Source organism: Megasphaera micronuciformis F0359, from assembly GCF_000165735.1.
In the GTDB taxonomy this organism is placed as follows: Bacteria; Bacillota; Negativicutes; order Veillonellales; family Megasphaeraceae; genus Megasphaera; species Megasphaera micronuciformis.
Genome location: NZ_GL538208.1, coordinates 754995 through 772931, shown reverse-complemented (window position 1 = coordinate 772931; position 17937 = coordinate 754995). Strand labels below are relative to the sequence as shown.

General features: G+C 44.1%; 11 protein-coding genes and 1 tRNA gene. 10 read left to right on the top strand and 2 right to left on the bottom strand.

Going from position 1 to position 17937, the window contains the following annotated elements:
• Window positions 1-57: 57 nt before the first annotated feature.
• The 10 genes from HMPREF9429_RS08915 (at window position 58) to HMPREF9429_RS07340 (ending at window position 16032) form a co-directional block, all read left to right on the top strand.
• Window positions 58-1539, top strand: a complete 1482-nt coding sequence (locus HMPREF9429_RS08915) for a glycosyl hydrolase family 18 protein (RefSeq protein WP_006942806.1) — start codon at window positions 58-60, stop codon at window positions 1537-1539.
• A gap of 78 nt (window positions 1540-1617) precedes the next feature.
• Complete coding sequence (gene leuS / locus HMPREF9429_RS07380; RefSeq protein ID WP_006942805.1) at window positions 1618-4101, top strand: leucine--tRNA ligase; 2484 nt, start codon at window positions 1618-1620, stop codon at window positions 4099-4101.
• Between the two features lie 15 nt (window positions 4102-4116).
• Entirely contained in the window at window positions 4117-4737 is a 621-nt protein-coding gene (locus tag HMPREF9429_RS07375) for an NUDIX hydrolase (protein WP_006942804.1), read from the top strand.
• A gap of 289 nt (window positions 4738-5026) precedes the next feature.
• Entirely contained in the window at window positions 5027-6295 is a 1269-nt protein-coding gene (locus tag HMPREF9429_RS07370; RefSeq protein WP_006942803.1) for an S-layer homology domain-containing protein, read from the top strand.
• Between the two features lie 318 nt (window positions 6296-6613).
• On the top strand, window positions 6614-7948 hold the full coding sequence (locus HMPREF9429_RS07365; RefSeq protein WP_232216656.1) for an S-layer homology domain-containing protein: 1335 nt from the start codon (window positions 6614-6616) through the stop codon (window positions 7946-7948).
• Window positions 7949-8229: 281 nt separating this feature from the next.
• Window positions 8230-9498 carry an S-layer homology domain-containing protein gene (locus HMPREF9429_RS07360; protein WP_006942801.1) on the top strand — a complete coding sequence of 423 codons (1269 nt, stop codon included), beginning with the start codon at window positions 8230-8232 and terminating at the stop codon, window positions 9496-9498.
• 427 nt (window positions 9499-9925) lie between these two features.
• A complete protein-coding gene (locus HMPREF9429_RS07355) occupies window positions 9926-11251 on the top strand; it encodes an S-layer homology domain-containing protein (protein WP_006942800.1) in 1326 nt (441 codons plus the stop codon).
• A 565-nt stretch (window positions 11252-11816) separates the two neighbouring features.
• The gene (locus tag HMPREF9429_RS07350) at window positions 11817-13088 is read left to right on the top strand and encodes an S-layer homology domain-containing protein (RefSeq protein WP_006942798.1); all 1272 of its coding nucleotides are present in this window, start codon (window positions 11817-11819) and stop codon (window positions 13086-13088) included.
• Between the two features lie 176 nt (window positions 13089-13264).
• Window positions 13265-14560, top strand: coding sequence for an S-layer homology domain-containing protein (locus HMPREF9429_RS07345; protein WP_006942797.1), 1296 nt, complete (start codon window positions 13265-13267; stop codon window positions 14558-14560).
• Between the two features lie 170 nt (window positions 14561-14730).
• On the top strand, window positions 14731-16032 hold the full coding sequence (locus HMPREF9429_RS07340; RefSeq protein ID WP_006942796.1) for an S-layer homology domain-containing protein: 1302 nt from the start codon (window positions 14731-14733) through the stop codon (window positions 16030-16032).
• A 113-nt stretch (window positions 16033-16145) separates the two neighbouring features.
• Here the strand turns inward: HMPREF9429_RS07340 and HMPREF9429_RS07335 are convergent.
• Both HMPREF9429_RS07335 and HMPREF9429_RS07330 read right to left on the bottom strand, forming a co-directional pair.
• Window positions 16146-16234: transfer RNA gene (locus HMPREF9429_RS07335), tRNA-Ser, on the bottom strand.
• An 81-nt stretch (window positions 16235-16315) separates the two neighbouring features.
• Window positions 16316-17866 (bottom strand): translocation/assembly module TamB domain-containing protein, encoded by a 1551-nt coding sequence (locus HMPREF9429_RS07330; protein ID WP_006942795.1) that lies wholly within the window; start codon window positions 17864-17866, stop codon window positions 16316-16318.
• Window positions 17867-17937 lie beyond the last annotated feature (71 nt).

The window sequence follows — 17937 nt, the reverse complement described above, 5'->3', positions numbered from 1 at the left end:
AAAAGTTAAGTACCAGTATATTATACACTACCAATTCATTGTGAACAGGAGTTAGCCATGAAAAAGGGAAGACGAATAGTCGCTTGTCTTTGTGCCGTATTGCTCGGTTCCGCTATCTTAACGGTTCAGGAAGCCGATGCGCACGGACGTGGTAAGCAAACGGATTATAAAAAAAAGACGTCGGTCGCAACACAGCCCGTATTGACGAAAAATGAAGAGGCTTTACAGATCTTAGTAAGTCCCTCGCTTTTAAAAAAGGCCGGTATTCAAGAGGCGGAAAACGGTAACTATAGAGTGACCTTGCCGGACAAAACAGGCGTTGTTTTTCAGAATAATGTTGTAGATTTGACCTTTCCTACTGTAAAAGAAGGAAACGGCACATTTGTCGACGTAACGTATATTAAAGATGCCTTACGTCTGAAACTGGAAGGCAGTGAGGGGACGATTGCCGTCACTTCACCGCAAGGGCTGGTTGTTTTGAAAGATGCCGTAGAAAACAAACCTGTTGATAAGGCGCAAACAGGGGGTGTTGATCTTATGTGGGATCCGGAAATGAACACAGAGAATCTTGCACAACGCCCGACAACGGGTACTGCCGTCATATCGCCGACGGCCTTTCGAGTTACTCCGTCGGGAGTAACTATTCACAAAAAAAACTTTGATACTTATGTGGGTGCCTATAAAAAGGCGGGTTATAAAATTTGGCCCCTTGTGGACAATAACTTTAACCCTACGGCAACGCACGAGTTTTTGGTAAATAAATCGGTGCGTGAAGAAACGATTAAAAGGCTCATCGGGTATGCTCTGTTGTACGGCTTTGACGGATACAATCTGGACTTTGAAAATATAAACTACGAAGACAGAGACGAACTGACCTCATTTGTTGCCGCCTTTTCAGTAGCCGCTCATGCATACGGATTAAAGGTATCTATGGATGTAACGCCCGTGTCGGCGAGTAAAAACTGGTCTCAAGTCTATGATCGAGCTTCTTTAGCTCCCCATCTCGACTATCTCATGCTTATGGCTTACGATCAAGTGGGACGTACCAGTCCCGTGCCGGGTCCTTGTGCTACCGAACCGTGGGTGGAGTCGGCTGTCCGTAAAACCTTGGAATTTATAGATAAAGATAAGCTCGTTCTAGGCATGCCCCTATATATGCGTACATGGTACAGCACTGATGAAGAAAGTATGTTACCTGAAAATCCCGATGAATGGCCGGCACCGGCCGGAAGCGGTCCGGGAGAAAAAGATAACTATAAGTCGTATAGTACGTTGAAGGTAAGAACTTTGACCATGAAGAACAGTCTTAAAATCAGGGAAAAATATGCTTCCTATATTCGCTGGAATGATAAGGAAGGTCTCTACTACATGAACCTGCCTTTAAAAACAGGTGTAGTTCAAATCTGGTTTGAAGACAATACGTCCTTGGCAAACAAAAGAAATCTCATTGATAAGTATCAGTTGGCAGGGGGTGCCTACTGGCGCAAAGGCTTTGAAGATGCCGACTTTCGGAATATTTGGAGCAGTTCTGCTGATTGACTTGATATGATGAGAACACTATAATAAAAACAATTCGTATTTTGAGCTGCATGGCGGCTTACTTTAGGAGGCTTATGTATGGAAAAGTATATCCCTCAGGATATTGAAAAGAAGTGGCAAGGCGTATGGGCAGAATCTCATGCCGATAAAACGCCTGATAATAACGGAAAACCGCCGTATTACGTGCTGGAAATGTTCCCTTATCCTTCGGGAAACTTGCATATGGGGCATGTGCGTAACTACACTATCGGTGATGTTATTGCCCGCTATCGCCGTATGAACGGATACAACGTATTGCATCCTATGGGTTTTGATGCTTTCGGTATGCCTGCTGAAAATGCGGCTATTAAACGTAATATTCCTCCTGCCGAATGGACATACGATAATATTGCCAATATGGAAAGGCAGCAGAAATCTCTGGGCTTGTCCTATGATTGGGACAGAGAAGTAGCTACGTGTCATAAAGATTACTATCGTTGGACACAATGGATTTTCGAACTTTTATATAAGCGCGGATTGGCATATCGTAAAGAAGCGAAGGTTAATTGGTGCGATACATGTAATACCGTATTGGCCAATGAACAGGTTATTGACGGCAAATGCTGGCGTTGTGATCACGACGTAGTCAAAAAGGATTTGAAACAATGGTTCTTTAAGATTACGGACTATGCCGATCAATTGCTGGATGACTTAAAGTTGTTGCCCGGTTGGCCTGAACGTGTTAAGACTATGCAAAAAAACTGGATCGGTCGCAGTGAAGGTGCTCAGTTTTGTTTCGATATTCCCGAAATCGGTGAAAAACTGGATATGTTCTCTACGCGTGTCGATACGATTTTCGGTACGACCTTTGTGGTTCTGGCTCCGGAACACCGGTTTGTGCAACGAATCATTAAGGGTAAGAAAAATGAAGCTCAGCTGCAGGAATACATTACGCTCATGAAAAATCAGAGCGATATGGAACGTACGTCGAATGAAGCTGAAAAGACAGGCATGTTTACCGGTGCCTATGCAATCAATCCCTTGAACGGTGAACAGGTTCCCATCTGGATTGCCAACTATGTTCTCGCCGATTACGGGACAGGTGCCGTTATGGGCGTTGCCGGTCACGATCAAAGGGACTTTGAATTCTGCAAAAAGTACAATATTCCTATTCACTATGTCATCTCCGACCCGACCGGTGAATATGACTATGAAAATGCTACAGAAGCCTATACGGGCGAAGGCGTTCTTATGAACTCGGGAGAATTCGACGGCCTTTCGATTGAGGCGGGAAAAAAGGCTATTACCAAATGGTTGGAGGCCCATAACTGCGGCAAGGGGACAGTTAACTTCCGTTTGCGCGATTGGTTGATTTCGCGTCAACGCTATTGGGGAGCTCCTATTCCTGTCGTATACTGTGAAAAATGCGGTGAACAATTGGTTACTGAAGAACAGTTGCCCGTAGAACTGCCTACAGACGTAGCCTTTACGGCCGGTGCCGTATCCCCCTTGGCAACAAGTGAAAAGTTCAGTCACTGCACCTGCCCGGTTTGCGGCGGTCCGGCAACGCGCGAAACCGATACGATGGATACCTTTGTTTGCTCGTCGTGGTACTATTTGCGCTATACGGATGCACGCAATGAAAAAGCACCGTGGAGTCGTGAAAAAGCCGATCATTGGATGAATGTGGACCAGTACATCGGCGGTATTGAACATGCTATTTTACATCTTATGTATTCACGTTTCTTAATGAAGGTATTCCGTGATGCAGGCTTGGTTGAAGCGTCCGAACCCTTTGAAAGATTGCTCACTCAAGGGATGGTCTTAAAGGAAGGCAGCAAGATGTCCAAGTCCAAGGGCAATGTTGTCTCGCCGGAAGAAATTCTTTCCAAATACGGGGCCGATACGGCACGTTTGTTCATTTTGTTCGCCGCTCCGCCTGAACGCGACTTGGATTGGTCCGACAAGGGAGTAGAGGGATCCTATCGATTCTTAAATCGTGTTTGGAGAATCGTACACCAGTTTGCCGATATTGCCAAAACGGCGGAAGTGTCGAAAGACATCTATTCCGAAGCGGATAAGGCTTTGCGTCTCGTTGAATACACGTCGGTTGCCAAGATTACGGATGATATTCAAGGCGATGACGGAAACTACGCTTTGAATACGGCCGTCAGTGCCGTCATGGAATTTGTCAATGCTATGCATGCGTATGTAGGTGAAGATAAGGGGCAGTTGCATGCAGATGTAGCCGATGAAGCCAATGAAAATCTCTTGCGTCTTTTAGCTCCCTTTACGCCGCATATTGCGGAAGAACTGTGGTCTATCATCGGTAAAAACGGTAGTGTTCATACCCAAGAATGGCCGCAGACGGATGCACAGGCTCTCGTCGTATCTACTATTGAATTGCCTGTACAGATTAACGGTAAGGTTCGTGAACGCATTGTCGTAAGTGCCGATGCATCGGTTGAAGCTATAAAGGAACAGACTTTGGCGTCCGACAGAATTCAAACTCTCATTGACGGTAAGAACGTAGTTAAGTTTATTGTCGTTCCCGGCAAGATTATCAATATTGTCGTCAAATAGGTTGAAGGAGTATATATGAACGAGCAGGCCGTATTGGCTCCCTGGCCCGAACACGAGAGGACCTCGTCCGTACTGTTTAACAATGTACCCTGTGCCGTTTTGGTACCTTTCATAAAGAATGCGGGAGGCTTGCACCTTTTATTTGAAGTTCGCAGTAAGACGTTGCGTTGGCAGCCGGGAGATATTTCTTTTCCCGGCGGAAAAATAGAGGCGAGCGATGTTACTCCTTTGGCAGCGGCTATTAGAGAGACGGGAGAGGAACTGAATATACCTCCCGAAAAGATACGTGTCCTGGCAAGTTTATCGCCGCTGGAAACCGTTACGGGCGTTACCCTGAATCCTTTCGTGGCGGAAGTTTCGAGCGTAGAGGATATTCGTTGTACTGCCGAAGTGGATCATACCTTTACGGTACCGTTGCAGTGGTTTATGGAGCATGAGCCTGAACTGGCGGAAATGGATTTGGCAACCCGACCGGGAGCTACCTTTCCCGTAGATATTTCTTATGCGGGAAATCCCATGGAATGGCGACGTCGCAAAACCTATTTTGTATATATTTATCGATATGAAGGGTATCGTATATGGGGCATGACGGCACAAATTGTAAAAGAATGCATCGATATTATAAAAGCTATGTAGGTAAGCGGCCTTTTATAGGCCGCTTTTCTTTTGTTTAATATGAGCGGAATATCTCAAATTAAAAGTATATAAAAACATCAATTCTCTAAAGTGAAAATTTTTATCGACTTATTATTGACACAATTTATCAATAATAGTAGACTGGAATAGCAATATAGATATTCTTGCAGTCTTTATTGCCGAACGATGTAACCGGAAGCGGAAGAGGAAACATGGACAACTCGCTCCGTACGGTTTATCGATTTTGCCTATTCGATGCAGGAACAGTATAGGAAAAGAGGTAACGGACATGAACAAAAAACTCGTAGCATCTTTAGTAGCAACCATGGCTGTCGGTGCAACAGCATTTGCAGCTAATCCCTTTGTGGATGTCCCTCAGAACAGCTGGGCGTATAATTCCGTAGTAGAATTGGCTAACTCCGGTATCATTCAGGGCGTTGACGGCGTTCACTTCCAAGGGCAGCGTAATATCACTCGTTATGAAGCAGCCGAAATGGTAGCTAAGGCTATGGCCCATGAAGATCGTGCAAACGCTGAACAGCGTGCACTTATCAATCGCTTGGCCGATGAATTCTCCGATGAACTCGGTAAACTCGGTGTTCGCGTATCCAACTTGGAAGAACGGGTAGGTAATGTTAAACTCTCGGGCGATGCCAACGTTCATTATCAGCATCAGAAGGGCAATATTGAAGGCGACGCTTCTTGGGAAGCCGCTGTTCATCTCTTGGCAACGGCAACGGTTAATGACCGCACGACTGTTAACTTGGGACTCAGCACGGATGATATGAGCTTTGCCGACGAACACTCCGCATCAAGCAATGAAGACCATAAGCTCTACGTTGACCACGCTAATGTGGAATACAATGCCGGTAAGCATGTAAACTTCCTCGTAGGTCGTTATGACTACCAAATCGGTAACGGCATGGGTATTCAATACGGCGATACCTTTGACGGTGCTCAACTCAAATTCAGCGGTGACCACTGGGCATTGACGGGCGGCTACGGTAAGTTTAAAGAAGCCGATCCGAATCCGGGCCTTCTCGATGTTAAGACCGGCTATGCATCTTTGGACGGCACGTGGGGTGACTTCGGTGCCGGTGTTTACTACAATCACTTCGGCGGTGAAAAAGCCAACGCAGCCAACTTGGACAATATTTTCGGCGGCTACATGTCGATTAACTTCGCTAAGAAGTGGAATCTCATGGGTGATTACCAGCGCGTAAGCAAGAACAAAGAAACGGCAACGGATAAAGACGGAAATATTTGGGGTGCTAAACTCCAGTACGGCCAATCCGTTCCTGAAGAAAAGGGTACTTGGGACGCATGGGTCGACTATGTACGCCTGGATAAAGGTACCTACTACGGTAGCACGGCTAACTGGCGTGACGGCGGTTATCTCGGTTATGAACACGGCGTTAAGGGTTGGGGTGTAGGTTTCGATTACACCTTGGCTAAGAACGTAGTCTTGGCAGTAGGTCAGACCTTCGGAACAAAATCCGTTGATAACGGCACGAAGCAAAAAGAATATACAAGCGCTGAATTGGATTTCTTCTTCTAAATCGGCTACAAATTTTCGGGACGGCAGAGTATTCTGCCGTCCTTTTTGTGTATAAGAACGATGGGCTTCAGGAATTATATAAAATAGGTTTAACTTAAATAGAATGTAAACCTAATTGTAATACATTTTTAGATTACAATATAAAATGGCTTATATTGTATAAAAGATTAAAATTACAACCATATGAAGTATATCTGTAGTAAAATATACAATAATTCGGTATTTTGACACAGAACGGACTATTATGTAATATTATACGTGAACTTATTTTAGCTGAAGTAAAGTTAACAAACAAAGCTTGTTCGTATGTGGAGGCCTATGAGGGAATTCGCCGGGAACGGTATTCACTTATCATGTACGAAGGAGTCGTTGCGCAACGCCGAAAAAATCGGAAAGGGCGTAAACCTTGTGAATAAGAAAATAATTTTAACCATATCCGGCTGTATGATGATGACAGCCGTAGTTTCGGCAGCTAATCCTTTTACGGATGTGCCGCAAGACAGTTGGGCGTATCAGTCCGTGACGGAACTGGCTAACTCCGGAATCGTAGAGGGCGTAGACGGAAAGCATTTTCAGGGTAACCGAAATATTACGCGTTACGAAGCGGCACAGATGGTGGCGAAAGCCTTGGCTCGTGAAGATAGGGTGCGCGGTGAAGAAAGAGAAAAAATTCAGAAACTTGCTGAAGAATTTTCCGAAGAATTGAACGGATTGGGAGTTCGCGTAGACGATCTGGAAAACCGCGTAGGAAATATAAAATTGAGCGGCGATATTCGAGTTCGCTACCTGCATGAAAAGGATGCAGGTAAATATGGTGATAGGTCATGGCAGTTCCGGGGCAGACTGCGTGCCGAAGGGAAAATTAATGAAAAAATGTCGGCCATCTTGGGAGTTAACTTCTGGGATAATTTTAATACAACCCAATCGGCCTCGTCGGGCAGTGATACTTTTTATGTAGACAGAGCTTATATTACGTACCGTCCCGATGCAAAGAAAAAATCCCTCTTTACAGTAGGGCGCTTTGATTATGCCTTCGGTAACAATCGGGCTCTTCAATACTATGAGACCTTCGACGGCTTGAAATATAGATATCAGACGGATAAAAGAGCCTTTACTGCAGGATACGGTAAATTCAAAGAAGGTCGCAGGCTTTTAGACCGTAAAGCGGCTTTCGCCGAAGTGGAAAAATTCTTTAAAAACAATTCGGCACTGGGCCTGTATTACATGCGGGTTGACGGTTCGACGGATGAGAGGAGCGGCCATGTATGGGGCGGCTATACCAATATCGTCCCGGGTAAAAAGTGGCAGGCTAATTATGTGCTCTATCGCGTTGACAGAAAAGATGAAAGTACATTGAAAGACGGTATGACCTATATTGCTACGGTGAAATACGGGAAGGCGAACTTCGCAAGACCCGGGTCGTGGGATTTGTGGGGTGAATACTTACATGACGCAGCCGGAACGGCTAACGATGATTGCTGCGGGACATGGCGCATGCATGCTGACGACACGAAAGGCTGGGGAATCGGTCTGGACTATACGTTGGCAAAAAATGTACAGATACAACTGTTCCGTACCTTTGATACGAAAGTAACGAGTACGGGCAATAAACGTAACGAGCTGACAAGAGCTCAATTTATCTTTTTATTTTAAATAAGCTCTTTAAAAGTCTTTGTCGAAAACCGACAAGGACTTTTAGTATATAGTCGATAAATAAAAATATTTAAACATGCATAGTGAGCATAATATGCCATAAAACAGTACCTTTTCGTTATAATAAAAGAAAAAATATGCAACACTGTTCATAGGTGGAGAACGGAAGAAGAGTTGATGAAGGATGCGGCGAGAGGCAACATGGACAACTCCGCAAGGTCATCTTCATCTGAATTTTTCCTTTTATGTCAAAAAATTATGAATAAGAGAGGAAGAGTCACATGAACAAGAAACTCGTAGCATCGTTAGTAGCAACCATGGCAGTAGGCGCAACGGCATTTGCTGCCAATCCTTTTGTAGACGTACCGTCCGACAGCTGGGCATACAATTCCGTAGTAGAATTGGCTAACTCCTGTATCATTCAGGGTGTTGACGGCGTTCACTTCCAAGGCGAACGTAACATCACCCGTTATGAAGCTGCTGAAATCGTAGCTAAAGCTATGGCTCATGAAGATCGTGCAAATGCTGAACAGCGTGCACTCATCAACCGTTTGGCTGATGAATTTTCCGATGAGCTCAATAACCTGGGCGTTCGCGTTTCCAACTTGGAAGATCGCGTAGGCAATGTAAAGTTGACGGGTGACGCTCGTATTCGTTACATGAAACAAGGTCAAACATTGAAAAATGATAATTCCTGGCAGTTCCGCGGCCGCCTCCGTGCTAATGCGAAGATTAATGACCGCGCCGATGCCGTACTCGGTATGGAATATAATACCAAGTTTGGAAACAATACGGCTGCAAGTGCAAGTGCATCCAGTGCCGGTAAGGACCATTTCTATGTAGACCGCGCATATGTAAACTATGCATTGGATAACGGTCATAAATGGAATGCAATGGTCGGCCGCTATGACTATGAATTGGGCAATAATATGGGCCTTATTTACGGAAATAACTTTGACGGCGCTCAGCTTAAATTTGCTGATAACAAAATGGCAGCTACAGTCGGTTACGGGAAATTCAAAGAAGGTATTTTGAATGACTCCAAGACGGCTTACGGTGAATTGGAAGGTTTCTTTGGCGGCGGCACGGTTGCAGGATCGGCTGTAGGTGTATACTACAATGACTTCAATGCTTCTTCTGGCGGAAGTGCGGAAGACGCAAAGGTATGGGGCGCTTATGCATCCTTAAACTTCGCTAAGAAGTTTAACCTTAATGCCGAAGCTTATCGTGTAAACTACGACAAGGCCAGTGTTGCCGATGCTGACGGCTTTGCGGCTAAACTCACATACGGCAAGGCAAAATTCGATACGCCTAAATCTTGGGATCTGTGGGTTAACTACATCAACATCGAAGACGGCGCAGCTGATGATAACGGAACGGGTTCGTGGAGAACGAACGTCAATAATACGAAGGGCTGGGCTGCCGGTGCAGACTACACCTTTGCTAAGAATGCACAGCTTCAAGTCTTCCAGACATTTGATACTAAGATTGAAAAGAGTGGTAAAGATCGTGATGAACTCACGCGTGTTCAGTTTGTATTCGTATTCTAAAAATGACTTAAACAAGGTCTCTCATATGAGAGACCTTGTTTTTTTATATAATAAGTAAAGAAAACTATTATTGGGTTACGAGTTTTGTCCGGAAATAAAAAAAATTTTAATATTTTTCAAATTTATTTTCCGATCATGCCGGTCTGAAAAAACGAGATATACAAAATATGGAAAAAATAACAAAAAGATACACCAAATATAGAAGAAATTAAAATCTAAACTCCTTTTTTTGACAAATTTCAGAAAATAGGGTAAACTAAATCTCGACTTACGGATGACCTTGTGCCATGCTTAAGTCGAATGGAGAAATGAAGCTGTTTTGAAGCAGTAAAAGAGAGGAAACATGGACAACTCGCCAATGACCCTTCAAAACAAATTCAAAAGTTCTCCGAAACTTATATTTGTTTTTTGAAAGGAGTCTTTCACAATGAACAAGAAACTCGTAGCATCTTTAGTTGCAACGATGGCTGTTGGCGCAACTGCATTTGCAGCTAACCCCTTCGTTGACGTACCGTCCGACAGCTGGGCTTACAATTCCGTAGTAGAATTGGCTAACTCCGGCATCATCCAGGGTGTTGACGGCGTTCACTTCCAAGGCGAACGTAACATCACTCGTTATGAGGCCGCTGAAATCGTAGCTAAGGCTATGGCTCACGAAGATCGTGCAAACGCTGAACAGCGCGCACTCATCAACCGTTTGGCTGACGAATTCTCCGATGAACTCAACAACCTCGGCGTTCGCGTTTCCAACTTGGAAGATCGCGTAGGCAACGTTAAATTGACAGGTGATGCTCGTGTTCGTTACATGAAGCAGGGCGACACGTTGAAAAACGACGGTTCTTGGCAGTTCCGTGGCCGTCTCCGCGCTAACGCAAAGATTAACGACCGCGCTGACGCTGTAATCGGCGTTAACTACAATTCCAACTTCTCCAGCACAGACGCTGCATCGGCAGACAAAGATAAATTCTTCGTTGACCGTGCATATGTAAACTATGCATTAGACGCTGGTAAGAAGTTCAATGTAATGGTTGGTCGTTATGACTATGAATTGGGCAATGCTTCGGGCATTCAGTACGGCGATAACTTCGACGGTGCACAGCTCAAATTCGCTAATAAACACATGGCTGCAACGGCAGGCTATGGTAAATTTAAAGAAGGTGTATTGAACAATGCTAAGACGGCTTACGGCGAATTGGAAGGATTCTTCGGCGGCGGTTCTGTAGCCGGCTCGGCTGTAGGCGCGTTCTACAATAATTTTAATGGTCCTGTTAAAGTGACAACGGATATTGCTGGGGTTTCTACTACGGCAACAATGAATACTCCCGATAGCCTCTGGGGTGCGTATGCTTCCTTGAACTTCGCTAAGAAATTCAATTTCTTTGGTGAATACCAGAAAGTTAATAATCAAGGAACAACAAAAGATGCTGACGTTTACTACGGCAAACTCCAATACGGCAAAGCTCTCTTCGCACAGCCGAAGACTTGGGACCTCTGGGTTGACTATGTAAATGCTGATAAATACGGCATCTATGGTGGTACGGGCAACTGGAGAACGGATAGCCTTCTCGGTATCCCGACTGCAACCAGCGCTACAGCTACCGCAAGTACCGGTGCTAAAGGTTGGGGCGTAGGTGCTGATTATGCATTCGCTAAGAACGCACAGTTCCAGGTATTCCAGACTTTTAACTCGAAGACAAAGAATAATAAAGATATCGACGAACTCACACGTGCACAGTTCGTATTCGTATTCTAATCAATACGATTATCAACAAGACCTCTCTTTGAGAGGTCTTGTTTTTTTTGTGTGCGAAAATGACAAGTAGACGAGTGGTGTAGCTTTAAGGAATAATCATATAAGGAAAATTTTACAAACTTCCCTTATATGATTATCAAGCGATAATACCCTAATAAGTAAAATTTCTTGCCGGGAAGCCCGGTCTTACAGGTAAAGATCTTCTTATTATGTATAAAACTTTACAATGTTTTCAAGTACCAAAAGTCGCTTAAATACCGACTTTTATGAGGGTACTATGGGATAATATACAGATATAACAGGATAAAATCTGATTTTTCTGTCACAAAATGTATACGAAGATGAAAACTTAAAAGTGTTGACGAGTTTTCAAATCGGGGGTATACTCATGTCAAGTTCAGAGAAGAAGTGCTTCGGAACTGAACTTGCAAGAGAAAATACAGTGCCGGGTAAGACGGGAAACGAGAGGAAACATGGACAACTCGCCGAGACCCCTTGAAGGCAAGGTATATTTCTCCGATTACAATAATTGTAAACTTATGCATTTACAGAAGGAGAGATTATTATGAACAAAAAACTTTTAGCAACTTTAGTTGCAACCATGGCAGTAGGCACGACAGCTTTTGCCGTAAACCCGTTCCAGGATGTTCCTCAAGACAGCTGGGCATATAATTCCGTAGTAGAGTTGGCCAACTCCGGTATCATCCAGGGTGTTGACGGCGTTCACTTCCAAGGTGAACGTAACATCACGCGTTATGAAGCAGCTGAAATAGTTGCTAAGGCTATGGCTCATGAAGATCGTGCCAATGCTGAACAGCGTGCTCTTATCAACCGTTTGGCCGATGAATTTTCGAATGAACTTAACAATCTGGGCGTTCGTGTTTCCAACTTGGAAGACCGCGTAGGCAATGTTAAATTGACGGGCGACGCCCGTGTTCGTTACATGAATCAGGACAATTCGTCCAATAAAAATGACGGATCCTGGCAATTCCGCGGTCGTCTCCGTGCCAATGCCAAGATTAACGACCGTGCAGATGCCGTATTAGGCGTAAATTATACCAATAATTTTGCTAATCAAGATGCAGCATCGTCCGATAAGGATAAATTCTACGTTGACCGTGCATATGTCAATTATGCGTTGGACGGCGGTCACAAGTGGAATGTAATGGCAGGTCGTTATGACTATGAACTCGGTAATGCAACGGGCCTTCAATACGGTGATACCTTCGACGGCGCTCAGCTTTCTTATGACAATGCCAAGATGACGGCTACTGCCGGTTACGGTAAGTTTAAAGAAGGCGACTTGAACGATACGAAGACGGCTTACGGCGAATTGGAAGGTAAATTCGGCGGCGGTTCCGCAGCAGGTTCCAAAGTCGGCGTCTTTTATAATAACTTCAATAAAACGAATTTGACCGGATCTACGGCTCCCGATGACCTCTGGGGAACTTATGCTTCCGTAAACTTCGGTAAAAAGTTCAATCTCTTGGGTGAATACCAGAATGTAAATAATCCCGACGGTACAGCTGATGCAGACGTATTCTACGGCAAACTTCAGTACGGTAAAGCTACGATGGCTCAACCGAAATCGTGGGATCTGTGGGTTGACTATTTGAATGCTGAAAAGAACGGCGTCAACGGTTCTTCGGGCAACTGGAGAACGGACAACCTGCTCGGTAAAGCCAACGGTGTTGAAACCTGGGGTGCCGGCGTAGACTACACCTTCGCTAAGAATGCTCAGTTCCAGGTTATGCAGTCCTTCGCTTCCAAATCCAAGGACAGTAATGTAGCTGATCCGGACGAACTCACGCGGGCACAGTTCGTATTCGCATTCTAATTTTAACTGAAACTATGAAACAAGGCCTTTCTTCTGAAAGGTCTTGTTTTTTTGCGCCTATCAGAGCTTCCTCCTGAGAATTTACCGCATTGACGTTTCATTTTAACAAATATATTAATTATGATATACATTTTAAAATACAATGGCGTTTATGAATAGTTGAAAAGGAGAAGGCGATGAAGAAACTTTTGGCTTTTTTCGTTATGACTACTACATTAGGGACAACGGCCATGGCGGCCAATCCTTTTGTAGACGTACGGTCGGACAGTTGGGCGTACAATTCCGTAGTAGAATTGGTTAACTCGGGTATAGTTCAGGGTGTTGACGGAACCTATTTTCAGGGAGAACGTAATATTACCCGTTATGAAGCTGCTGAAATGGTGGCCAAGGCCATGGCTCATGAAGACCGTGCAAATGCAGAACAACGTGCACTCATTCATCGCTTGGCTGATGAATTTTCAGATGAACTTAATAATCTGGGCGTTCGTGTCTCACATCTTGAAGACCGTGCAGGTAATGTGAAGCTGACGGGCGATGCACGTATTCGTTATATGAATGCGAAAAGTTCGCCGATTTATAAGCAGTTTTGGGATTTCCGCGGTCGTTTGCGTGCTCACGGACAAATCAACGATCGCATTGAAGCTGTTCTGGGCGTTCAATATGACAATAATTTTGACGACGAAACGGCGGCATCCGGGTCGCCTGTAGTCTTTACATACGGGTATAAGCTGAATAATTTCTTTGTCGATACAGCCTATGTAAACTATGCATTCGATTCAGGTCATCAGTGGAATTTAAAAGTAGGCCGCTATAATTATAAGATCGGCAAGGTAACGGGCCTTCAGTATGATGATACCTTCGACGGGGCTGAACTTAATTTTAAAAATAAAAAAGCGACAGTTACGGCAGGGTACGGCAGGTTTAAAGAAGCCAATTTCAATGAAGCCAAGACCGCTTACGGCGAGGTGGAAACTTCCTTCGGAGGCGGTTCGGTCGCCGATTCGGGAATCGGTTTGTATTATAATCGTTTCAGCGGTGAACAATGGAATATGAGCCATCCTCAGAAAGCCTTGAAGGGTGCTTATATGTCTTTGAACTTTGCCAAGAACTTCAACCTTTTCGGTGAGTACAATCGCGTAAGTTTTAAGGACGGCACGAAAAAGGCCGATGTATTTTACGGTAAGCTTCAATACGGCAAAGCCCGTTTTGAAAAATCTCAGAGTTGGGATCTGTGGGTTGACTATTTAAATAGCGATCGTTCGGGTATTCAAGAATTCCTGGTCAGCGGTAATTGGAGAACGGAAAACCTCTTAGGCGCAGATTACGGAGTTACATCGTGGGGCGTAGGGGCGAACTATACGTTTACCAAGAATTCGCAACTTCAGTTATTTAAATCGTTTAACTCTAAGCTAAAGGACCGAAGCGGTAACTTGTCCGAACTTACGCGTGTACAATTCGTATTTGTATTCTAAACGGTATAAAAAGCCTTCATATTGGTATATATGATAATAAGAAAGCGAGCTCATAAAAAGAGCTCGTTTTTTGTATTTAAATATATTTTTTTACAATAAATTGAAAATTTGATATAATCATCAAGGAAATTAATGCAAATAAAGCATAATATTTTAAAGGAGTGTTTAGGATGAACAAGAAGACGGCAGCTATTCTCGCAGTTATGTCGGTTGTCTGTTCGACAGGGTTTGCAGCGAATCCGTTTACAGATGTACCTAAGGATAGTTGGGCTTATAATTCGGTCATGGAATTGGCGAATGCAGGTATTATTCAAGGCCTTGATAAGACGCATTTTGAGGGCGAACGCAATATTACCCGTTACGAAGCGGCAGAAGTAGTGGCTAAGGCTATGGCACATGAAGACAATGCCGATGCGCAGCAACGCGCTCTTATTAATCGTCTGGCGGACGAGTTTTCGAGTGAGCTTAATAATCTCGGCGTTCGCGTATCCGACTTGGAAGACCGTGTAGGCCGGGTTAAGGTAACGGGTGATATGAGATTCCGCTATCTGAATGATTCGAAATCCGTTGCAGACCATGATTATTGGGATTATCGTGCTCGTATCCGAGCTAACGGGAAGATTAACGACCGTGCAGAAGCCGTACTGGGAATCCAGTATATCAACTGGTTTGATGATGAAACGGCGGCATCGGGCACTCCTATGTACGCCTATAACGGAAGCCTTTACAATAACTTCTTTGTTGATCAGGCATATGTGAACTATGCTTTGGATCCGGCTCACAATTGGAATCTTAAAGTCGGTCGTTATACGTATGTGTTAGGTAAAGCATCGGGGCTTCAATATGATGATCCCTTTGACGGTGCCGAACTGAGCTTTACGAATAAGAAACTTACGGCTACTGCAGGGTACGGTAAGTTTAAAGACGGCTATTCCAACAATGCTAAAACGGCTTACGGAGAGTTGGAAGGAAACTTCGGCGGCGGTTCTATGACGGGGTCGGCAGCCGGTATTTACTATAACAATTATCCCGGAATGGGCGGAATATTGATGCATGAACCCCAAGATCTTAAAGGGGCCTACGTATCTTTGAACTTCGGTCCTAAATGGAATCTTTTCGGTGAATATAATCGAGTAAGCTTTAAAGACGATACGGCATCTGCCGATGTATATTACGGCAAGTTGCAGTATGGTAAAGCTCTCTTTGAAAAACCTAAAACCTGGGATCTTTGGGTTGATTACCTGAACAGCGGTTTGAGCGGTATTCAAGATTTCCTGGGAACGGGTAACTGGAGAACGGAACACTTTACGGGCGGTACCTTCGGTGTAACCTCATGGGGTGTCGGCGGTGACTATGTTTTTGCTAAAAATGCAAAATTACAGTTATTCCGAGCTTTTTCATCGGAAATAAAGGATTGCAATCGTTGTGATGCAGGCAACTTTACACGGGCACAATTAGTATTCGTATTTTAGAATATAATAAAAGACCGTCCTATAGGGCGGTCTTTTATTATATTTATTGGGTAAGTATTTATTTCGTAAGAATTATAAAAAAGAGTCGACACTTGTGTCGACTCTTTTTTATGTGGCGGAGCGGGTGGGATTCGAACCCACGAGACCTTTCGGCCTAACTGATTTCGAGTCAGCCCCGTTATGACCACTTCGATACCGCTCCACATAGGTACTTCATGAGTTTATCACGGTTTCATAAGACCGTCAAGGAGCGTTCCTGCATATTTCACAACTTACGATGGTCTTACAAGGAGGGTTTTAAAGATTGCTTTATTTTTGCCGTATCGGTTTTGAGCTTTTTCATATTTTCTTTAATAGCTCGCATATTCTCTTTCATACTTGATGACGTGTCCCTAAAGTTAGAAGTGCCGTTTTTCAGCTCCTTCATATTATTCTTTGTGACAGACAGATTTTCTCGAATGTCAGGCCACGACATGGGGCCATTAGTATCTGATGAGAAGAGGTTAAATGCTACCGATGAGGAAGGAAAGACAACGCTAATGTCGCCGAGGATGAGTTTACCGTTTACGATTTGAAAGGCATCGGTCGTAATCAAGCCGAATTTAGTGGCGATAGCTACGTCAAAAAATTCTAAAAGGTGTCGTCTGTTGGAGAACTTTCCTTCTAAATAGTTGAAGGAAAAAAGGGTGTAGCGACCTTTTCCGGACCGGAAGGAACCGTACGTAAGCAAATTGTCGGGATTACCGTCGCACTCCATGGTAATATCCGTATCTACCAGGCATTTAAATTCCATGCGTTTTAAGGCTATGCGACTGTCCAATCCCGTGCCCTTTCCGTGAATGGTATAAGCTCTGGTATTAAGATTGTAATCGCCGTAAGCGGCCAGTTTTCCGTTATAAACATCGGCTGATACATTCGTAAATAAGAAAATTCCGTCTTTATAATCGATATCGCCGCGGACATTTGTGAAATCCAGTGCGGGGATGGACAGCTTATCCATCTCCAGTTTGCCGTGAGCCATGGGTGCGGATACAGGACCTGTAAACTGCGTTTTCAAGGTAAGAGGATCGTGAACGGATTTGCCGAAGCCGACGGAAGAAGGATCAACTTTTAAGAAATTCACTTCCAAATCGGCTTCGGGTATGGGTGTACGCAAATTGACGGAACCGTTGATATTAATGCCGTCACCGACAGCCCTACCGCTAAAAGGTCCGGAAGAAAAATTGACGGTCAAAAACTCATTGGACTTTAAATGCAGTGATGCATCTACAGAGGTCATGACATATTGTTTATCGTCCTTATAGGCTTCAAAGCGACAATTATTAAGGTTAATACGCAGATTGAATTTTTTGTCCGTCATATTGAGAGTGCGTATTTTTTCATCAAGAGTAGCCGATTTTTTTACCGATTCCGGAGCCTCGGAAGAAATAATTTGGGCCGACATGTCTTTATTGAATTTAATTGATACGGTCGAATCGTTTAGCGTAATTTCCCGCAAGGTCGTTGTTTTTAAAGAACGATGCAAAATAAAGTCCCAAGGGTTGACCTTGAAACTTCCTGAAGGGACGAGCAGTACGGGTGTACCGTCCGGAGCGTCCCACTCCAAATCAGTGAAATTCACCTGGCCGCGAATATCGGCAGATAAAGTGTTGACATGAATTGTACCTTTTACGACCGACTGAGTTTCCATGACGCGGTTAAAAATAAAGGCCGCACCGTGTGAAGCAAAGAGGGCCGATACAAGAAGCATTAACAAAATGGCAGTAAAAATTACGCCTATTCGTTTGCCGAATTTTCCATAGTGTACGGTTATATATTTTAGTGATTTTTTCATGTCAGACTCCCTGTATTCGATTTTTTTATTATACCACTAACAAGACTAAGGAATTAAGGAAAGATTAAACT

What these genes read in the sequence shown, in the direction of transcription:
- HMPREF9429_RS08915 (WP_006942806.1), top strand. Translation starts at nt 58, where the DNA reads ATGAAAAAGGGAAGACGAATAGTCGCTTGTCTTTGTGCCGTATTGCTC.
- leuS (WP_006942805.1), top strand. Translation starts at nt 1,618, where the DNA reads ATGGAAAAGTATATCCCTCAGGATATTGAAAAGAAGTGGCAAGGCGTA.
- HMPREF9429_RS07375 (WP_006942804.1), top strand. Translation starts at nt 4,117, where the DNA reads ATGAACGAGCAGGCCGTATTGGCTCCCTGGCCCGAACACGAGAGGACC.
- HMPREF9429_RS07370 (WP_006942803.1), top strand. Translation starts at nt 5,027, where the DNA reads ATGAACAAAAAACTCGTAGCATCTTTAGTAGCAACCATGGCTGTCGGT.
- HMPREF9429_RS07365 (WP_232216656.1), top strand. Translation starts at nt 6,614, where the DNA reads ATGAGGGAATTCGCCGGGAACGGTATTCACTTATCATGTACGAAGGAG.
- HMPREF9429_RS07360 (WP_006942801.1), top strand. Translation starts at nt 8,230, where the DNA reads ATGAACAAGAAACTCGTAGCATCGTTAGTAGCAACCATGGCAGTAGGC.
- HMPREF9429_RS07355 (WP_006942800.1), top strand. Translation starts at nt 9,926, where the DNA reads ATGAACAAGAAACTCGTAGCATCTTTAGTTGCAACGATGGCTGTTGGC.
- HMPREF9429_RS07350 (WP_006942798.1), top strand. Translation starts at nt 11,817, where the DNA reads ATGAACAAAAAACTTTTAGCAACTTTAGTTGCAACCATGGCAGTAGGC.
- HMPREF9429_RS07345 (WP_006942797.1), top strand. Translation starts at nt 13,265, where the DNA reads ATGAAGAAACTTTTGGCTTTTTTCGTTATGACTACTACATTAGGGACA.
- HMPREF9429_RS07340 (WP_006942796.1), top strand. Translation starts at nt 14,731, where the DNA reads ATGAACAAGAAGACGGCAGCTATTCTCGCAGTTATGTCGGTTGTCTGT.
- HMPREF9429_RS07330 (WP_006942795.1), bottom strand. Translation starts at nt 17,866, where the DNA reads ATGAAAAAATCACTAAAATATATAACCGTACACTATGGAAAATTCGGC.